At 63.2% G+C, this 15,452-nt stretch carries 17 protein-coding genes; 5 read left to right on the top strand and 12 right to left on the bottom strand.

All coding sequences use genetic code 11. The features are described from left to right. Positions 1–3 precede the first annotated feature (3 nt). Positions 4–1,092, bottom strand: a complete 1,089-nt coding sequence (locus DNK59_RS19565) for an efflux RND transporter periplasmic adaptor subunit (RefSeq protein WP_110724255.1) — start codon at positions 1,090–1,092, stop codon at positions 4–6. Between the two features lie 93 nt (positions 1,093–1,185). On the opposite strand from DNK59_RS19565, the gene DNK59_RS19560 reads away from it, so the two are divergent. Continuing rightward, the gene (locus DNK59_RS19560) at positions 1,186–1,833 is read left to right on the top strand and encodes a TetR/AcrR family transcriptional regulator (protein ID WP_110724254.1); all 648 of its coding nucleotides are present in this window, start codon (positions 1,186–1,188) and stop codon (positions 1,831–1,833) included. A 71-nt stretch (positions 1,834–1,904) separates the two neighbouring features. Here DNK59_RS19560 and DNK59_RS19555 read toward each other — a convergent pair whose 3' ends face one another. Continuing rightward, positions 1,905–2,687, bottom strand: a complete 783-nt coding sequence (locus DNK59_RS19555) for a class I SAM-dependent methyltransferase (protein WP_110724253.1) — start codon at positions 2,685–2,687, stop codon at positions 1,905–1,907. 94 nt (positions 2,688–2,781) lie between these two features. On the opposite strand from DNK59_RS19555, the gene DNK59_RS19550 reads away from it, so the two are divergent. Continuing rightward, positions 2,782–3,399 (top strand): energy transducer TonB, encoded by a 618-nt coding sequence (locus tag DNK59_RS19550; protein ID WP_110724252.1) that lies wholly within the window; start codon positions 2,782–2,784, stop codon positions 3,397–3,399. Between the two features lie 8 nt (positions 3,400–3,407). Here the strand turns inward: DNK59_RS19550 and DNK59_RS19545 are convergent, their stop codons facing one another. The 7 genes from DNK59_RS19545 to ppc form a co-directional block, all read right to left on the bottom strand. Beyond that, positions 3,408–4,106 (bottom strand): extensin family protein, encoded by a 699-nt coding sequence (locus DNK59_RS19545; RefSeq protein ID WP_110724251.1) that lies wholly within the window; start codon positions 4,104–4,106, stop codon positions 3,408–3,410. Between the two features lie 13 nt (positions 4,107–4,119). Next, positions 4,120–4,950 (bottom strand): oxaloacetate decarboxylase, encoded by an 831-nt coding sequence (locus DNK59_RS19540; protein ID WP_092319984.1) that lies wholly within the window; start codon positions 4,948–4,950, stop codon positions 4,120–4,122. Positions 4,951–4,983: 33 nt separating this feature from the next. Beyond that, positions 4,984–5,844, bottom strand: a complete 861-nt coding sequence (locus tag DNK59_RS19535; protein ID WP_110724305.1) for a DUF72 domain-containing protein — start codon at positions 5,842–5,844, stop codon at positions 4,984–4,986. Further along, positions 5,841–6,137 carry a hypothetical protein gene (locus DNK59_RS19530; protein WP_092319982.1) on the bottom strand — a complete coding sequence of 99 codons (297 nt, stop codon included), beginning with the start codon at positions 6,135–6,137 and terminating at the stop codon, positions 5,841–5,843. The genes DNK59_RS19535 and DNK59_RS19530 overlap by 4 nt, the downstream gene beginning before the upstream one ends. A 186-nt stretch (positions 6,138–6,323) precedes the next feature. Beyond that, positions 6,324–6,998: a tRNA (adenosine(37)-N6)-threonylcarbamoyltransferase complex dimerization subunit type 1 TsaB gene (gene tsaB, locus DNK59_RS19525; RefSeq protein WP_092319980.1), complete on the bottom strand. Its 675-nt coding sequence runs from the start codon at positions 6,996–6,998 to the stop codon at positions 6,324–6,326. A 90-nt stretch (positions 6,999–7,088) separates the two neighbouring features. Further along, the gene (adk, locus tag DNK59_RS19520) at positions 7,089–7,736 is read right to left on the bottom strand and encodes an adenylate kinase (RefSeq protein WP_060837737.1); all 648 of its coding nucleotides are present in this window, start codon (positions 7,734–7,736) and stop codon (positions 7,089–7,091) included. Between the two features lie 289 nt (positions 7,737–8,025). Further along, positions 8,026–10,656 carry a phosphoenolpyruvate carboxylase gene (ppc, locus tag DNK59_RS19515; protein WP_110724250.1) on the bottom strand — a complete coding sequence of 877 codons (2,631 nt, stop codon included), beginning with the start codon at positions 10,654–10,656 and terminating at the stop codon, positions 8,026–8,028. Positions 10,657–10,861: 205 nt separating this feature from the next. Between ppc and DNK59_RS19510 the strand changes: the two genes are divergently transcribed. The 3 genes from DNK59_RS19510 to DNK59_RS19500 all read left to right on the top strand — a co-directional run bounded on the left by DNK59_RS19510 (position 10,862) and on the right by DNK59_RS19500 (position 12,742). Further along, positions 10,862–11,206, top strand: a complete 345-nt coding sequence (locus DNK59_RS19510; protein WP_110724249.1) for a pilin assembly protein — start codon at positions 10,862–10,864, stop codon at positions 11,204–11,206. Positions 11,207–11,490: 284 nt separating this feature from the next. Next, positions 11,491–11,904, top strand: coding sequence for a DUF4398 domain-containing protein (locus tag DNK59_RS19505; RefSeq protein ID WP_092319974.1), 414 nt, complete (start codon positions 11,491–11,493; stop codon positions 11,902–11,904). Between the two features lie 49 nt (positions 11,905–11,953). Continuing rightward, positions 11,954–12,742, top strand: a complete 789-nt coding sequence (locus tag DNK59_RS19500) for an OmpA family protein (RefSeq protein ID WP_092319972.1) — start codon at positions 11,954–11,956, stop codon at positions 12,740–12,742. Positions 12,743–12,854: 112 nt separating this feature from the next. Here the strand turns inward: DNK59_RS19500 and DNK59_RS19495 are convergent, their stop codons facing one another. From DNK59_RS19495 to DNK59_RS19485, 3 genes are read right to left on the bottom strand one after another with little or no spacing between them, the layout of a single operon-like run. After that, positions 12,855–13,181 (bottom strand): hypothetical protein, encoded by a 327-nt coding sequence (locus tag DNK59_RS19495; RefSeq protein WP_011059491.1) that lies wholly within the window; start codon positions 13,179–13,181, stop codon positions 12,855–12,857. Continuing rightward, positions 13,178–14,092 carry an alpha/beta hydrolase gene (locus DNK59_RS19490; protein WP_110724304.1) on the bottom strand — a complete coding sequence of 305 codons (915 nt, stop codon included), beginning with the start codon at positions 14,090–14,092 and terminating at the stop codon, positions 13,178–13,180. The genes DNK59_RS19495 and DNK59_RS19490 overlap by 4 nt, the downstream gene beginning before the upstream one ends. 53 nt (positions 14,093–14,145) lie before the next feature. Next, positions 14,146–15,423 carry a flavohemoglobin expression-modulating QEGLA motif protein gene (locus tag DNK59_RS19485; RefSeq protein WP_092319968.1) on the bottom strand — a complete coding sequence of 426 codons (1,278 nt, stop codon included), beginning with the start codon at positions 15,421–15,423 and terminating at the stop codon, positions 14,146–14,148. Positions 15,424–15,452 lie beyond the last annotated feature (29 nt).

The following is a 15,452-nucleotide window of genomic DNA, read 5'->3' as shown; positions in this document are numbered from 1 at the left end:
GGATTACTCCTTGGCCGCCAGATTGACTACACGGTTGGAGCGATCCACCGGGCGTACCTGCAAGCCCTCGTGGAGCACATGCACGCCGGCGGCCACCACCCAATCGCTGGCGCTCAAGCCTTCGAGCACCGGTACGCTCTTCTCGCCGAAAGCACCGACCCGCACCGGGGTCTTGTGCAGGGTGCCGTTGGCATCGACCCGCCAGACGTAAGTCGCCCCGCCTTCCGCGGACAGCGCCGACAACGGCACCGACAACGGCACCGCCTCACCATTCTGGATAAACACCCGGGCGCTCTGGCCAAGCTCGGCGGGAACCTTGCCGGAGTTGAAGGCAATGCGCGCGGCGAAGGTCCGGGACTTCGGATCGGCAGCCGGCGACAGCTCGCGGATGTGCCCGTCGAAGCGCTGGCCCGGTTGGGTCCAGAGTTCGACCGATACCGGCTGGCCCACCTTGAAGCGACCATAATTCTGTTCGGGGAAACTGATCAGCACCTCGCGCTCGCCATCGGTGGCCAGAGTGAAGACCGTCTGCCCCGCCGCTACCACCTGCCCGACTTCCACCGCGCGCTTGGCCACCACGCCATCCTGGGGAGCCCGCAGCACGGCATAGCCGGCCTGGTTGCTGGCCACGTCGAACTCGGCCTTGATCTGCTTCAACCGTGCTTCACCGGCGCGATAAAGGTTTTCGGCATTGTCGTACTGGGAACGGCTGACCATCTGCCGGTCCAGCAGGGTCTTGTAGCGATCGCGCTCGGCACGCACCAGATTGAGGTTGGCACTGGCCGCAGTGACCTGGGCCCGGGTGGCCTCAAGCTGCAGGCGCACGTCCTGCGGATCGAGCTCGGCAAGGGGCTGATTGGCCTTGACCCGCTCGCCTTCTTCAACCAGTCGTCGACTGACCTTGCCGCCAATGCGGAATGCCAGCTCGGGTTCGTAACGAGCTCGCACCTCGCCGGGGTAACTGTCCGAAGCCCGTGCCGAAGGCTCTGGCTGGACCACCATGGCCGGTCGGATGCCAATTTGAACGGGCTCTTCGTGCCCACAAGCAGACAGAAAAAAAGCCAGGCTGACTGGCAAGGCATAGCGGAACATGGCGGCGACCCTTCGCTAATGGTGCTTTGAATAATTATACTGGCCGGTATGTTATTAATAGCAAACTCACCAGTCCAGTATTAACAGCGAAAAATGTCCGACAATCCTTCCGCAAACGTTGGGCCAGGCAGGCCCAAAGACCTGGCCAAGCGCCAGGCCATTCTCGAAGCAGCGAAAAACCTGTTTCTGAGCAATGGCTACGCCAGTACCAGCATGGATGCGGTCGCCGCCGAAGCCGGCGTTTCAAAACTCACGGTGTACAGCCACTTCAATGACAAGGAGACCCTGTTCACCGCCGCGGTGGTGGCCAAGTGCGAAGAGCAGTTGCCGACGCTGATCTACGAACTGACGCCCAACGCGTCGGTGGAAAGCGTCCTGCTGAACATTGCCAGAGGCTTTCACCAACTGATCAACAGCGACGAGTCGGTGAACCTGCATCGCCTGATCATGGCCCTGGGCAACCAGGATCCCAAGCTCTCGCAGATGTTCATCGAAGCCGGCCCGGAACGCGTGTTGCAGGGCATGGAACGGCTGCTGAGGCGAATCAACGAGTTGGGCACCTTGCACATCGACAAGCCGCGCAATGCCGCCGAACACTTCTTCTGCATGCTCAAGGGCGGGGCGAACTTCCGTCTGCTCTATGGCTGCGGCGAGCCGTTGAGGGGCGCCGCGGCGGAAGAGCACGTGCAGGAAGTGGTGGCGCTGTTCATCCGCGCCTACAGGCCGCAGGAGCAGGTTTGAGTAGGAGCTGGCTCGCCAGCGAACAGCCTCTGAAAATGGCCTTCGCCGGCAAGCCGGCTCCTACAGGTGGCTCAGGCCTTGAGGGCCTTCTTCGGGTAGATGTCATAGCGGCTGGACTTGCCCTCCAGCCCGTGACTCGGCTTGGGCCCATCAATGCACGGGGCCTTGCGTGGGCGCTTGACCACCACCCGATGGCTGGCCAGGGCCAGGGCTGCCGCCAGCAGCGCCGGGGCATCGTTGTCGTCCCCCACCAGCGGGCGGAACAAGCGCATTTCCTTTTTCACCAACGCGCTTTTTTCCCGATGGGGAAACATCGGATCGAGGTAGATCACCTGAGGCGGCTCGCCTTCCCAGTTGCGCATCAGTTCGATGGAATTGCCCTTGAGCAAATGCATGCGAGCCACGATCGGCGCCACTTCGGCGTCCAGCGCGGCTCGGGCCAGACCGTCTTCCAATAGTGCGCCAATCAATGGCTGACGTTCGATCAGGCTCATCTCGCATCCCAGGGTAGCGAGGACAAAACCGTCCTTGCCCAACCCCGCCGTCGCATCCAGCACCCGGGGCCGTATGCCCTGGGCCACCCCCACCGCCTTGGCGATCATCTGTCCGCTACCACCGCCATACAGGCGTCGATGGGCCGCGCCGCCTTCGACGAAGTCGACTCGTACCGGCCCCGGCGCATCCGCCCCCAACTGCTGCAATTGCAGGCCCTGCTCACCGACCTGCAGCGCGAACTCCGGCTCGTCGATCTGCAAGGGCAGGTTCAGGCGCTCGGCCCATTGCCGCGCCAGGGGCTCGAAGCCAGCGCCCAGGGCCTCGACTTGGATGCGGCAGGCCGCGGGTTGCTCATTCATCTGAAACCACACTCAAAAAATTAATGATCGGCAAAAACGGCCGATAACAGAACTATCGGCCATTTTGCCAGAGCTCAAGCGTCGACCGAGAGCAATGTCAGACATTCAACGCACATCGATAGGTTATATCTCTCGCCACGGCGACTATGGCCTACGCAACTCCCAGGCACTGAGCGGCGTCAGCCATCTGTGGCAGGATTTCTTTGCCCAGGCCCTGGCCGAGCAACGGGGAGATGGCGCGAGCGTTGAAGGGCTGCCAGCGGTTGCCGTCGATGGCCCGGTAGAGCCGGCGGGCGGTAGCGACCTGCTGGCGCAGATCGTCAATCAGCGCCACTGCGACGTGCAGGAAACCGAAGTTCGCCCTCCTGAGCCGCTGTTCCTACCGATCGCCGAATTCGAAATGGATCTGCTGGACAAGCCCGCTGCGCCGTTCCCGCCGGAAGAAATCATCGCCCAGCAACGCCAGCAGAACTTCGAAAATGGCTGGGTGCGGCCGCTCGTGCTCAATGCCGGCCAGCCCGTGCCCGCTCCTGGTCCCGCGCCGGAACCGCGTCCTCTGCACTTGCCGATCGCCGAATTCGAGCTGGACCTGCTGGACAAGCCGGCCGAACCGTTCCCGCCGGAGGAGCTCATCGAACAGCAACGGCAGATGGATTTCGACATCGGCTGGGCTCGCCCGCTGATCCTGCAGAACCTGCGCATCGCCGCCTGAGCCGTTCTTCAGCGACACACCCACCAAGGTCCCACATCCAGATGGAAATGGTTGCGGTGCGCGCTGTTGTAGTCCGGCCCCAGCACCACATTGAACGCATCGCAGGCGCCGTCCCGGGCCAGCCGCAGAAAGCGCCCTTCACTGCTGTCCTTGGGCCAATCCCGCAGCACGCTGATACTGCGTCCATCGCTCAGACGAAAGCCGGCAATATCCAGGGCATTGGCGCTGGCATGCTGACTGCGCGCGCCCTTTTCGCGGCTATACATATTGCGGCAGGCAAAGCTGCCCAGATGATCGACCCGCGCCACTCGCTGTCCGTACACCGCCTGCGCCGCCGGCTGCAGTCCGTGGCGCTCGTACAGAGCAAACGCCACCGCCAGCGGACAACTGGCGAGAAAGCTGCTGCTCAACGCGACCGCGCCCCCTTGCACCCGCAAGGTATTGCTCAGCGGGCAGGCCACGTCGCCACGACTGTCGGGTTGGCGACTGGTGCGCAAACCGGAGCGCGCCAACACTTCATCGCACAGCTGCGGATCATCCCGCAGCCGCGCCAGCTTGAAACGAGTCAGCAGATTGGGCTTGGCCTGCACATCCAGCGGCGCCCAGGGGTTCCACGCAGCAGCCACCGGCAACCAGCCCAGGCGGATGCCGATCAACAACAGGGCGCCCAGCAGCAACAAGGCGCCCAGCACTTTCAGTCCCCGCACATAAACTCCCGATTCATGGGCGCTTGAACAATTGATTGATCTGCTGGAACGGCATCGCCCGCTCGGCAAAGTCGAAGCGACCGTGATCACGAATGTCTTCAGCCGCGCGGTAGAACGCTCCATAGGCTGCCCGAGCCATGGCGGAACCGACGCTGATGCGCTTGACCCCCAGCTCCGCCAGTTGCGTAACGCTCAGGTTGAGGCCGCCGGCCATCAGCACGTTCACCGGCCTGGGGGCCACGGCCCGCACCACTTGCAGGATTTCCTCGGCGCTGCGCAACCCCGGTGCATACAGCACATCGGCCCCGGCTTCGGCAAAGGCCTGCAAACGGCGGATGGTGTCAGGCAGATCGTCACGACCGTGGAGCAGATTCTCCGCCCGAGCCGTCAGGGTGAAGGGAAATGGCAGGCTGCGAGCTGCGACGACACAGGCCTCGATACGCTCAACCGCCAGATTGAAGTCATAAATAGGCTCGTCGGCACGCCCGCTGGCATCCTCGATCGAACCGCCCACCACGCCACTGGCCGCTGCCAGCAACAGCGCCTGGGCGCAGCCTTCGGGGCTGTCGGAAAAACCGTTTTCCAGGTCCACCGCCACCGGCAGGCTAGTAGCCCCGACGATCCCGCGGACGTTGTTCAAGGTGTCTTCCAGGCTGACCGCGCCCTCGGCGTCCGGGCGCCCCAGAGAGAAGGCGTAGCCCGCGCTGGTGGTGGCCAGCGCTTCGAAACCCAGGCCGGCCAGCATCCTCGCGGAACCGGCATCCCAGGGGTTGGGAATGACAAAGGCACCGGCACGCTCGTGCAGGGCCTTGAAAGCGTTGGCTCGAAGGGATTGCGCGTCCATTTGCTCGCTCCTGAAGAAGGCAGTGAAACCGCCTCAGAGCAGGCCAAGCTGCTCTGCGGCGGGCTCTCTGTATAACTCAGGCAACGCGGGCAAGCCAGGCAAACGTTGCATCAGCCGAGCGTGAAAACGTCGGGCCAGTTCCGCTGCCAGGCGGTTGTCCGAGGTGTGCAGGAACACATAGGGCGTGCGCCCCTCCTCGATCCAGGTGGCGACCTTGCCGATCCAGGGCACTAGGAACGGATCGTTGGCCTCCAGCTCCGGATGGCCGATGAAACGTACCTGGGGAAACTGAGTGAAGGCCGCCGGCCGCGGCGGCACCCGGGGCTTTTTCGACTGCGCATGGAGCACTGCCGGAGCGCTGGACGTGCAACTGAACAGGGCCCGCGGATCCAGGCAAATGCGCTCGACACCCCGCTCACGCAACAATCGGTTGAGCATGCGCTCGGCATCGCCCTTGGCAAAGAATTCCGGGTGCCGGACCTCCACCGCCAGAGGCCGCTCCAGGCCATCGATAAAACCCGCCAGCTCCGCCAGTCGCTGGGGCGCGAAGCTGGCTGGCAGTTGCAACCACAGGGGCGATACCCGTTCACCCAACGGGCTGAGCAACTGAACAAAAGTCTCGGCAGCGCTCAACTGCTGGCGCAGGTCACCGCCGTGACTGATGTCGCCGGGAAACTTGGCGGTGAAGCGAAAGTGCTCGGGCATGATCTCGGCCCAGCGCTGCACCGTCGTTGGTGCGGGCCGGGCATAGAAGGTGGTGTTGCCTTCGACGGCGTTGAAGACCTGGGAATACAGGCCGAGGAAATCATTCGCTCGGGCATCTTGCGGATACAGGTACTCACGCCAGGCGTTTTCGCTCCAGGAAGGACAACCGAGGAAATAAGGCAGCATCAGATGTGCAGGTCGAGCCCCACCACTTCCAGATCCCAATCGACAAAGCCGGCGGTGGTCAAGTAGCTGGCCAGAGCATTGGCCACGCTCTTTTTCATCGCGCGCTGGAAGATCATGTCCTGTGGACGGGCAGGGAGATTGCCGGGGCGGGAGGCAGAAGCCTGGGAACGGCTTTGGGGTTCGGACTGGACTTCGATCGCATCGGCATCATCCAGGGACTCGTCTACCAGCACCGGGCCTTTGCGAGGCTTGCGCTTGATGGGGTAGGACTGCGAGGAGATGCCGTCTATGCGCATACTGAAAAGCCCGGGGTCAATGATGGCAATTTAGCGGCACTGCTGCGACTTAGCAAATGCCCGAGTGATAACTAGAACACAGAAAAGCCAAAAGGTTTAAAACCGGACAGGGAGGATGCTGAAAAACAGACGATTGGCGGCTGTCGGCAGAAAAAATCTGAACAACCGCAAACACTTGGACCCTCCTCAACGGGCTTTGGGCGTGGCCACCTTATCCCGCAGATAGACCGGTTGTGCCTCGTCGGCGACGATTGCCTCGCCCCGCTCCCAGGCAAATTTCGCCAAGGTCAGCAGGTCTTCGGCATGGGGCAGCATGCCCGCGTCCTGAGCGCCAAGAGTGACGGCGATGCGCTGGCCATACCCCCAACCCGTGCCAGCGCCAAACCAGTCACCATCGGCGCCTGCCGGCAAGCTCGCGACTTCCGGCGCCAGCACGGCTTCGACCCCGACCAGGCGCATCTCGCCGGCCGTTTCCCGATAGCAGCCCCAATAGACTTCATCCATGCGCGCATCGATGGCCGCGGCCACCTGGGTCGCACCGTGCTCACGCAGGGCACGCTGGGCCAGCACCGCCAGGTTGGACACCGGCAGCACCGGACGCTCCAGGGCGAAGGCCAGCCCCTGCACCACGCCAATGGCGATGCGCACGCCGGTAAAGGCGCCCGGGCCGCGGCCAAAGGCGATGGCATCCACCGCCTGCAAGGTGGTCCCGGCATTGGCCAGCAGTTCCTGGATCATCGGCAACAGCTTTTGCGCATGCAGGCGCGGGATCACCTCGTAATGGCTCGTGACCTTGCCGTCATGCAGCAAAGCAACGGAGCAAGCTTCAGTCGCGGTGTCCAGGGCCAGCAAGGTGCTCATTCGGGGTTCCATCGGCATTGAAAAAAGTGACGCATTATAAACAGCAACGGCCCGCAAGCGGGCCGTTGAACGATCAAACGATCAGGTAATTCAGCTCAGGGCTTCAAGTACCTTGGCGGTGATCACTTCCACCGAACCCACACCCGGGATATGGCTGTACTTCGGCTTGCCCTGGGTCGAGGCCAGTTGCTGGTAGAACTCCACCAGTGGCTTGGTCTGGGAGTGGTAGACCGACAGGCGATGACGCACGGTTTCTTCGGTGTCGTCCTTGCGCTGCACCAGGTCTTCACCGGTGATGTCGTCCTTGCCGGCGATCTTCGGCGGGTTGTAGACGGTGTGGTACACACGGCCCGACGCCTCGTGCACACGGCGACCGGCGATACGCTGGACGATCTCTTCGTCGTCGACCGCAATTTCCACCACGTTGTCCAGTTCCACACCGGCCTTGACCAGTGCTTCGGCCTGAGGAATGGTGCGCGGGAAACCGTCGAACAGGAAACCCTTGGCGCAATCAGGCTGACTGATGCGTTCCTTGACCAGGTTGATGATCAGGTCGTCGGATACCAGGCCACCGCTGTCCATCACGCTCTTGGCCTTGAGACCCAGCTCGGTGCCGGCCTTGACCGCCGCACGCAGCATGTCGCCGGTGGAGATCTGTGGAATGCCGAACTTTTCAGTGATGAACTTTGCCTGAGTACCTTTACCGGCCCCGGGAGCTCCCAGCAGAATTACGCGCATCGATGTGCTCCTCAATTTTTTATTTAGAAACGCTCGGATTCGCCTCGTGGGGCCAATCTCAAAAATAGGGTGATGGCCGCCCAAACGGCCAAAGGCTGATCAAGATACACAGCCGACACAGCCCGCACAAGCAGTCGAAAGTCGGAGGAACCCGGCCTTTTTGTGCCACTTTGGCTGGGTAGAACAAGTCGCAACCCCATAACAAAGTGTCGCCAGATGAATCTGAGCGACACCTTGGGTTTGTCCTGATCAGGGCTGCGCCAGAGCAGGCAAACAGCCCTCCGGCGCCTCAGCCGGTGTTGCGCAAACCGGCGGCGATACCCGCTACGGAGACCAGCAACGCCTGTTCCACGGGGCTTCCTTGCGGCGCCTCCTGCTTGCGCGAGCGCGCCAGCAGCTCCGCCTGCAGCAGGTGCAGCGGATCCAGGTAGGTATTGCGCAGGCGGATGAACTCCAGGGTGGCGGGGCTGTGGGCCAGCAATTGCGACTGTCCGGTCAACCCCAGGACCACCGCGCAGGCCTGCGACAATAGGTCGCGTAAATGCGCCCCCAATGGCAGCAGTTCGGCCTCCACCAGGCGCTCGTCATAAGAGCGGGCAATGTCCGCATCAGCCTTGGCCAGGACCATTTCCAGCATATCGATGCGGGTGCGGAAGAACGGCCACTGTTCACGCATCTGCCCCAGCAACTCCCCCTCGCCCCGGGCCAGGGCCTTGCTCAACGCCGCTTCCCAGCCGAGCCAAGCCGGCAGCATCAGGCGGGTCTGGGTCCAGCCGAAGATCCACGGGATGGCCCGCAGGCTTTCAATGCCGCCAGCCCGACGCTTGGCCGGGCGACTGCCCAGGGGCAGACGGCCCAACTCCTGCTCCGGGGTGGACTGGCGGAAGTACTCGACAAATTGCGGATTGTCCCGCACCACCGCGCGATAGGCCTGGACCCCATCGCTGGCCAGTTCGTCCATCAAGTGACGCCAGGCCGGTTCCGGTGGTGGCGGCGGCAACAGGGTCGCTTCCAGCACCGCGGCCAGGTAGAGGTTGAGGTTCTGCTCGGCAATGTCCGGCAGGCCAAATTTGAAACGGATCATTTCCCCTTGCTCGGTGGTGCGGAAGCGCCCGGCTACCGAACCCGGTGGCTGCGACAGAATGGCCGCGTGCGCCGGGCCGCCGCCACGCCCCACGGTGCCACCGCGGCCGTGGAACAACAGCAGCTCCACCTGCTGTTCGCGACAGATGTCCACCAGCCGTTCCTGAGCTCGGTACTGAGCCCAGGCCGCAGCCGTGGTCCCGGCATCCTTGGCCGAATCCGAGTAGCCGATCATCACCTCCTGGGGCCCCTGCAGCCGCGAGCGATAGCCCGGCAAGTGCAGCAACTTCTCCATCACCGGGCCGGCGTTATCCAGGTCCGCCAGGGTTTCGAACAGCGGCACCACGCGCATCGGCCGCAGCACCCCGGACTCCTTGAGCAGCAACTGCACCGCCAGTACATCGGAGGCCGCCCCCGCCATGGAAATCACGTAGGAGCCCAGGGACGCCGCCGGCGCCTGGGCGATCTCGCGACAAGTGGCAAGCACTTCGGCAGTGTCCGCCGAAGGCTTGAAGTAGACCGGCAGCAACGGCCGCCGGCTGGCCAGTTCGCGATTGAGGAAGGCGATGCGGTCCTCTTCGCTCCAGTCGGCATAGCGCCCCAGGCCCAGGTAATCGGTGATCTCGGTCATGGCCGAGGTATGCCGGCTGGAGTCTTGGCGCACATCCAGACGCACCAGGAACAGGCCAAACGTCACCGCCCGGCGCAGGCAATCGAGGAGCGGGCCATCGGCAATCACGCCCATCCCGCATTCATGCAGCGACTGGTAGCACAGCTGCAAGGGCTCCAGCAGCTCGCGATTGTTCTGCAGCACCTCGGGCCCGGCAGGCACAGCCGCGCCAAGCGCCGCCTGGGCCCAGTTGCGGGTAGCCCGCAGGCGCTCGCGCAGTTGCTTGAGCAGCGCGCGGTAGGGTTCGGCACTGTCGCCTGCCTTGGCCAGCAGGGCCGGACTGGCCTGCTGCATGGACAGCTCGGCGGCCAGATGATCGACGTCACGCAAATACAGATCGGCGGCCATCCAGCGCGCCAGCAGCAGGACTTCGCGGGTCACGCTGGCAGTGACATTGGGATTGCCGTCACGGTCGCCGCCCATCCACGACGCGAAGCGGATCGGCGCCGCCTCCAGGGGCAAGCGCAGGCCGGTGGCTTCGAACAGCGCCTTGTCGGCCTTGCGCAGGTAATTGGGGATCGCCTGCCACAGCGAATGCTCGATCACCGCAAACCCCCACTTGGCCTCATCCACCGGCGTCGGCCGGGTACGGCGGATTTCCTCGGTGTGCCAGGCCTCGGCAATCAGCCGTTGCAGGCGCTCCTGAATCTGCCCGCGCTCGGCGCTGGTGAGATCGCGATGGTCCTGGGCCGCCAGCTGCGCGGCAATCGCATCGTATTTCTGGATCAGGGTGCGACGTGCCACTTCGGTGGGGTGCGCGGTGAGCACCAGCTCGATCTCCAGACGCGCCAACTGCCGGGCCAGGGCATCGGCGGAGTGCCCCTCGGCCCGCAGGCGCGCCAGCAGCTCCGGCAATACCCGGGCTTCGAAGGGCGCCGGTTGTGACTCGTCGCGGCGGTGAATCAACTGATACTGCTCGGCGATGTTCGCCAGGTTGAGGAACTGGTTGAAGGCCCGAGCCACCGGCAGCAATTCGTCTTCGCTCAGGGAATCGAGACTGGCGCTCAATTCGGCCCCGGGCGAGCCCCGGCGATCGGCCTTGGCGCCCTTGCGGATCTGCTCGATCTTGTCGAGGAAAGCCTCCCCGTACTGATCACGGATGGTATTGCCCAACAGTTCACCCAAGAGGTGAACGTCTTCGCGCAAGCGCGCATCAATATCGGTCATCGAGGTGTTCTCCAGCAGACTCAAGGCGGCACGGAAGGCTCAAGAGTGCCGCTTGCACGCGTGCCTTAGCAAGGGCGCAAGTTCACCCCGGGCCAACCCCGGCCGATGGGGCTAGTCTCAAGGGTAGGCCGCACAAGGGCCACGCACCGGCCCCGGCCGGTTACTCAACCCAACCTGCCACGAGCAGGCGTTCATCGAGGTCAGCATGAAAATCCGTGAGCTCGCACAACATTGGGAAGAAAACGCCAAGGGGCGCCTGAGCAAGACCGCCTACCGGATTCACCTGGACGTAGAAGCCGCCGCTCGCCTGGCCGCCCTTTCCGAGATGTACCCCAAACGCCAGACCGAGGAGTTGCTCGGCGAACTGATCGGCGCCGCCCTGGAAGAGCTGGAAGCCAGCTTCCCCTACATCCAGGGCCGGCAGGTGGTGGCCACCGACGAGGAAGGCGATCCGCTCTACGAGGATATCGGTCCGACCCCGCGCTTTCTGGCCCTGTCACGCCAGCATCTGCAACTCTTGGCCAGCCAGTCCGACAAGCCGAAGCACTGAGTCGGCCCCCTCTCCAACACCCGTTGAAGCTCATCGTCCCCGGCCCTGAAAAGGGCCGGGCATACCCCGCTGCACGGCAAAAGTTCCCGGTTTAGAGCCCTGTCCGAGCCGTCAGATTTTTTCCGGCCAATCGCCATCTTTCTCTGAACTATTCAAAAAAGCCTCGGGTCACACCCAGTAGCCATCACTGGAACGGCCGTTTCAAATTTCGCCATGAGCGCTTGTCACTCAGCGTCACGGCGCCAGGACCGGGATGGATATTGATGTTTTTCAGGAGTTACCCAATGGAGTTGAAGACCATGAAGATCAGCACTGCCCAATCCTCGTTCACCTCTCTGCGCGGGCTGAAGCTGGCCGCGCTGGCCCTCGGTAGCAGCATGGTACTGGCCGGTTGTGCCGGTAACCCGCCTTCCGAGCAGTACGCGGTCACGCAATCTGCGGTCAATAGCGCAGTGAGCGCAGGCGGCACCGAGTTCGCCGCCGTGGAGATGAAGTCGGCCCAGGACAAGCTCAAGCAAGCCGAGATTGCCATGCACGACAAGAAGTACGACGAAGCCCGTCGCCTGGCCGAACAAGCCGAGTGGGATGCACGCGTAGCAGAGCGCAAGGCCCAGGCCGCCAAGGCCGAGCAAGCGCTGAAAGACTCGCAGAAAGGCGTTCAGGAACTGCGTCAGGAAGGTATGCGCAGCGTGCAGTAAGCCGCTGCCGACTCCCACGTACTCGTATTTGAATGAAAGGACGAACATTATGCGCAAACAACTGATGATCCCTGCCCTGCTGGCCATGAGCGTAGCCCTGGCGGCCTGCTCCACCCCGCCCAACGCCAACCTGGAAAGCGCCCGGACCAACTTCTCCGGCCTGCAAGCCAACCCGCAGGCGAGCAAGGTCGCGGCCCTGGAAACCAAGGACGCCGCCGACTGGATGGACAAGGCCGACAAGGCCTACCTGAACAAGGAAGACGAGAAGAAGGTCGACCAACTGGCCTACCTGACCAACCAGCGGGTTGAAGTGGCCAAGCAGACCATTGCCCTGCGCACCGCCGAAACCAAACTCAAGGACGCCGGCGACCAGCGTGCCCGCGCCATCCTCGAAGCCCGCGACGCACAGATCAAGCAGTTGCAGGACAGCCTCAACGCCAAGCAGACCGACCGCGGCACCCTGGTGACCTTCGGCGACGTGCTGTTTGCCACCAACAAGTCCGACCTGAAATCCAGCGGCCTGGCGAACATCAACAAGCTGGCGCAATTCCTCCAGCAGAACCCGGATCGCAAGGTGATCGTCGAAGGCTACACCGACAGCACCGGCAGCGATTCCTACAACCAGTCCCTGTCCGAGCGCCGCGCCGGCTCGGTGCAGATGGCCCTGATCCGCATGGGTATCGACCCGTCGCGCATCGTCAGCCAGGGTTATGGCAAGGAGTATCCGGTGGCCGATAACGGCAGCGTTTCCGGGCGAGCCATGAACCGTCGCGTGGAAGTGACCATCTCCAACGACAACCAGCCGGTGGCGCCACGTTCGGCCATCAGCCGCAACTGATGCAGCCCCTGCCTTATATAGGCAGGTGAAACACAACGCCGCCGACCTCTTCAGGTCGGCGGCGTTTTTTTATGCGGTTATCCCAGTAGGAGCCGGCTTGCCGGCGAACCGATCACTGCTCCAACTGCGGAGTTTCCTGGCCCATGCAGCGCACAGCCTGCTTCTTCTTGTTTACCAGGACCCCGGTCAGGCCCTTCTGCTGGGTGTCGAACAGCACCAGCACGCCGTCGATGCACTGGGCCACTTCATCGGCCGGTTGCAGGGAGATCTTGTAGTCCTCGCCCGGCACGGTCTTGAGCATGGTGAAGTCGCTGAGCAGCAGCGCATCTTCCGGTTTGGCGAAGTGCAGGTAGCCGTAGTACCACAGGCTGCCCACGGTAACGATGATGCTGCAGATACCGGTGATGATCATTGGAATGGCGTTGCGTTCTTCACTCATTGCGGACTCTCTGGAGGTTCAACTGCTGAATTCGGGGTCGTCGGGTAATTGGGGATTTCCCCCAGCCGACGCAACCCGTCGAAATGCTGCGGATCATCGAGGTAGCGCAGCATCACGCGGCGCCAGGTCGGATCGGCAAAGGTTTGCACATGGCCGCCGCGGGTCAGTTGCAGGACCCTGGGCGGGGGCGCAGCTTGATACACGCGGATGCCGTTGGAAAGGGGCACGATCGGATCGTCGATGCTGTGGTAGATGAGTTTCGACACCCCGGTCAGGCGCGGCAACGAGTTGATCGCGCTGTCGGCGTCCGGTACCAGCCACGACAGCGGCACCTGCAGCGGCCAGGTCAGCCAGGAGGTGCTCAGGGCATAGCGCCCGACATCGCGATAACTGGCGGGCACGCCATCGAGCACCAGGGCCTTGAGTTGCGCCTGACGCTCGGGGTGCGCCACCAGGTAATGAATCGCCAGCGCGCCGCCCAGGCTTTGCCCCAGCACGATCAACGGCTTGCCCTGCGTCTCGGGAGACTGATCCAGCCATTTGAAGGCGGCGTCGACATCCTGGTAGATCGCCGGCAGGCTCGGCGCGCCTTCGGACACGCCATAGCCGCGGTAGTCCAGGAGCAATACCTGATAACCCTGTTCCGGCAGCCACCAACTGCCTCCCAGATGCCAGGCCAGATTGCCGCCGTTGCCATGCAGGTGCAGCACCGTGCCCTTGACCGCCACCCCCGGCTTGGCCGGCAGCCACCAGCCGTGCAGCTTGAGGCCGTCGGCGCTGGTCAGGGTCACGTCCCGGTATTGAAGCTTGGCCCGCTCGGGAGTAAAGGGCAGCCCGGGTTCGGGATAGAACAGCAGCGAGCTGCAGCCATTGAGGCACAGCAACAGGGCCAGCGCGGCCAGGATGCGCATCATCGGCCACTCCGTGCAGCTACCAGTACGTCCATGTGTGCCCCCGGAAAGATTCAAAGGATGTTGGAGTAGTCCGCCTCGATCCGGTCCAGGCTCAGGTGGTTGAGGAAGTTGGAGAAACACATCCACGCCGACAGCGCATTCAGGTCACGGAACTGGTCCGGCAGGTACTTGGGCGCGACCACCAGCCCTTCGTCCACCAGCTGGCGCAAGGTACGCATGTCTTCCAGGGTGGTCTTGCCACAGAACAGCAAGGGGATCTGCTCCAGCTTGCCCTTGCGCACGGCCAGCTGAATGTAGTTGTAAACCATGATGAAGCCCTTGAGATAGGACAAGTCTTTGGTAAACGGCAGCCCCGTGGGCACCGAACCGCGGAACACCCGGCTGGCATTGCCATAGCTCTCGGCCATCTCGAAACCCTGCTCGCGGAAGAACTCGAACACCTGCAGGAAGTCCGCCCCCTCCTCCACCATGTGGATGGCCCGGGTGCGGTTGGTCAGCTTGCGCAAGCGGCTGGGGTAAGAGGCGAAGGTGATGATTTCCATGAGGATCGCCAGGCCTTCCTGGGTCACCGTGGACGAGGGCGGGCCCTTGGCCAGGAAGGTGCAGATCGGCTGGTTCAGGCCATTGAGGGTGGTGCCCACATGCACCAGCCCTTCATGGACTTCCAGGGCCCGCACATCGCGCTCGTTGAACATCGCGTCGCTGCGGATCTTGATGTAGTCAGCGCCCGCCGCGGCGTCGGCGACAATGCCATCGGACTCGAACACGCGGATGGTTTCCTCGGCTTCGCCGAACACCTTGTTCAACCGGCTCTGCAACAGGCTGACCGCCTGCTTGGCGCTGAGTACCTTGGGTTCGTCCTTGAGGTCGCCGCGCCCGTCGATGTTGTTCAGGTAGTCGGACATCATCAGCCCAAGGTCCGCCAGGGTCGGATCGCCGGCGTGGAAGGCATCGGACGCGGCGCCGTAAAGCTCCTGGGAGATCAGTCCGAAGTCGCCGGTGCCCCGGGCTTCGAGCATGCGCACCACCATGCGGTATTCCTTGCACATGCGGCGCATGATCTGCCCCACCGGGCTGAACTGCCCCAGTTGCCGAGTGATGTCGCGCTCGATGTTCTGGAATTCCAGCTTCACCGCCCCGGAATCGAAGGACAGCGGCCGTCCTTCGTAATAGGCGCGATCCACGGCGGGCAATTCCTTGCCCTTGGCCTTGAGAAAGCCCTTGCGGATGTTCTCGTCCCACTTCACCGCATCCAGTACGCGGATCGGGGTCTGCGCCAGCACTATGCGATCGGACAAAGTGCGTATCGTCTGCTGGTAGTCGTCCACCGGAAGTTCCTATTGATTGGGTCTGTGGC

This window comes from Pseudomonas sp. TKO26 (assembly GCF_003225665.1).
Lineage (GTDB): Bacteria > Pseudomonadota > Gammaproteobacteria > Pseudomonadales > Pseudomonadaceae > Aquipseudomonas > Aquipseudomonas saponiphila.
This window is presented reverse-complemented; position numbering and strand designations above follow the sequence as displayed.

Bases quoted from the DNA above. Each gene is read 5' to 3' on its own strand.
- DNK59_RS19565 (WP_110724255.1), bottom strand. From the start codon at position 1,092: ATGTTCCGCTATGCCTTGCCAGTCAGCCTGGCTTTTTTTCTGTCTGCT.
- DNK59_RS19560 (WP_110724254.1), top strand. From the start codon at position 1,186: ATGTCCGACAATCCTTCCGCAAACGTTGGGCCAGGCAGGCCCAAAGAC.
- DNK59_RS19555 (WP_110724253.1), bottom strand. From the start codon at position 2,687: ATGAATGAGCAACCCGCGGCCTGCCGCATCCAAGTCGAGGCCCTGGGC.
- DNK59_RS19550 (WP_110724252.1), top strand. From the start codon at position 2,782: ATGTCAGACATTCAACGCACATCGATAGGTTATATCTCTCGCCACGGC.
- DNK59_RS19540 (WP_092319984.1), bottom strand. From the start codon at position 4,950: ATGGACGCGCAATCCCTTCGAGCCAACGCTTTCAAGGCCCTGCACGAG.
- DNK59_RS19530 (WP_092319982.1), bottom strand. From the start codon at position 6,137: ATGCGCATAGACGGCATCTCCTCGCAGTCCTACCCCATCAAGCGCAAG.
- tsaB (WP_092319980.1), bottom strand. From the start codon at position 6,998: ATGAGCACCTTGCTGGCCCTGGACACCGCGACTGAAGCTTGCTCCGTT.
- adk (WP_060837737.1), bottom strand. From the start codon at position 7,736: ATGCGCGTAATTCTGCTGGGAGCTCCCGGGGCCGGTAAAGGTACTCAG.
- ppc (WP_110724250.1), bottom strand. From the start codon at position 10,656: ATGACCGATATTGATGCGCGCTTGCGCGAAGACGTTCACCTCTTGGGT.
- DNK59_RS19510 (WP_110724249.1), top strand. From the start codon at position 10,862: ATGAAAATCCGTGAGCTCGCACAACATTGGGAAGAAAACGCCAAGGGG.
- DNK59_RS19505 (WP_092319974.1), top strand. From the start codon at position 11,491: ATGGAGTTGAAGACCATGAAGATCAGCACTGCCCAATCCTCGTTCACC.
- DNK59_RS19500 (WP_092319972.1), top strand. From the start codon at position 11,954: ATGCGCAAACAACTGATGATCCCTGCCCTGCTGGCCATGAGCGTAGCC.
- DNK59_RS19495 (WP_011059491.1), bottom strand. From the start codon at position 13,181: ATGAGTGAAGAACGCAACGCCATTCCAATGATCATCACCGGTATCTGC.
- DNK59_RS19490 (WP_110724304.1), bottom strand. From the start codon at position 14,092: ATGCGCATCCTGGCCGCGCTGGCCCTGTTGCTGTGCCTCAATGGCTGC.